The sequence below is a fragment of the Methylobacterium sp. WL12 genome (assembly GCF_008039475.1).
Lineage (GTDB): Bacteria > Pseudomonadota > Alphaproteobacteria > Rhizobiales > Beijerinckiaceae > Methylobacterium > Methylobacterium cerastii.
In genome coordinates this window covers 1-1,529 of the sequence record NZ_VRUW01000204.1, presented here as the reverse complement: position 1 = coordinate 1,529, position 1,529 = coordinate 1, and the positions used below count along the sequence as shown (strand labels likewise).

The window sequence follows — 1,529 nt, the reverse complement described above, 5'->3', positions numbered from 1 at the left end:
GGTGCCGAACAGGTACGCAGCCACGCCGGTCAACGCGATGAAGATGGGTGCGCACAGGCTGACGAGGAGGCGGGCCAGGGCCACGGCCGGCAGGGCAGTCCGGGCGTCGACCGGGTCGGCTACGGGAACGTGCAGGAACCAGGTCTCGCGCAGGTGATCGAGGAGCATCAGCACCATCACCAGCCCGCGCAGGGCATCGATGGAGGCGATGCGGCCGGACAGGAGCGATAGACTGACCGACGCCTTTGGCGGCTCCGGACGCTCGCTCATCAGAACCGTGCCGTCATGCTGACGGTGACCCGCCGAGGCTCGCCGACGCCGACCCAGAAGGTGTTGTAGGAGCGCTCGTAGTAGGTCTCGTCGAAAATGTTGTCGACGTTGAGCCCGAAGCGCAGGTTCTCGTAGCGGTAGTAGGCCAGCGCGTCCGTCAGGATGTACCCCGGCAAGCGGAAGCTCTCGCCGCCGCTGTCGCCGAGCCGCGAGCCGACCGCTCGGAACCCACCGCCGATCCCAAAACCCTTCCAGTCGCCGGCCTGAACCTCGTAGATCCCGAGCAGCGAGCCGCTATGACGTGGAATGTTGAGGAGCGGTGATCCGACCCGCAGCACCTCGTCGCGAGTGACCGCCGCGTCGATGAAGGCGTATCCGCCGATCACCCGAAACTCGGGCGTGACCTGCCCGACCAGGCTGACGTCGAAGCCCTGGCTGCGCACGGCCCCCGCGGCGATCTGGAAGAAGAAGTCCGCCGGGTCGGTGGTGAGCACGTTCTCCTTTTCGATGTGGAAGGCGGCCGCCGTCACGCTGAGGCCGTCGAACAGGTCGAGCTTGGTCCCGACCTCGTAGGCGAACCCGGTCTCGGGCGCGAAGGGCCGGGACGCGCTGTCGAAGCCGGTGTTGGGGCGGAACGAGGCGGCGACGTTGCCGTAGAGGGCCAGGAACGACAGCGGCTGGTAGACGAGGCCGGCTCGCGGCGAGAAGCCGGTACGGTCCTGCTCGGTGCGTTCGTTCGCGACCTTGTCGCGGAAGGTCTGGTTGTAGAAGTCGGTGCGGTTGCCCAGCAGCAGCTTCCATTCCGGACTCAGGGCGATCTGGTCCTGGAGGTAGACCGCCGTGTTGCCGACGTTCTCGCTGGCGCTGTAGCGGCGCGTGAAGGGGGGCTTGGCCTGCCCGTAGACGGGGTTGAACAGGTCGATGGCGAAGGGGTCGAGACGCGGGGTCGAGCGCAGGAGGTTCTCGGTGCTGTTGTAGCGCTCGTGCTCCAGGCCGAGCAGCAAGGTGTGGGCGATGGGCCCGGTCTCGAAGCGCCCGACGAGTTCGGCCTGCCCGATTGCGACGCCCCAGGTGAAGTCGTGCCGGCGGAACTCGCGCAGCAGCGTGCGCCCGTCGTCGAGGATCCCGGTCGCGCCGGTCTGCAGGCCGGTGAGGCTACCGGTGTTGAGGTGCGTGGCGACCCGCAAATGCCAGTCGGTGTTGAAGGCGTGCTCCAACCGGACCTGCAGGATCCCGGCCTCCGACACGGAATCGTCGCC

Annotated in this window: 1 protein-coding gene and 1 pseudogene; both read right to left on the bottom strand. The window is 67.7% G+C overall.

What is annotated here, in order from left to right:
* Positions 1 to 270, bottom strand: a pseudogene (locus FV226_RS27490) (hypothetical protein); the annotation flags it as partial.
* Positions 270 to 1,529 (bottom strand): TonB-dependent receptor (locus FV226_RS27485; RefSeq protein ID WP_147765401.1); only part of this gene is annotated, 1,260 nt, incomplete at its 5' end. The pseudogene FV226_RS27490 and the gene FV226_RS27485, both read right to left, overlap by 1 nt.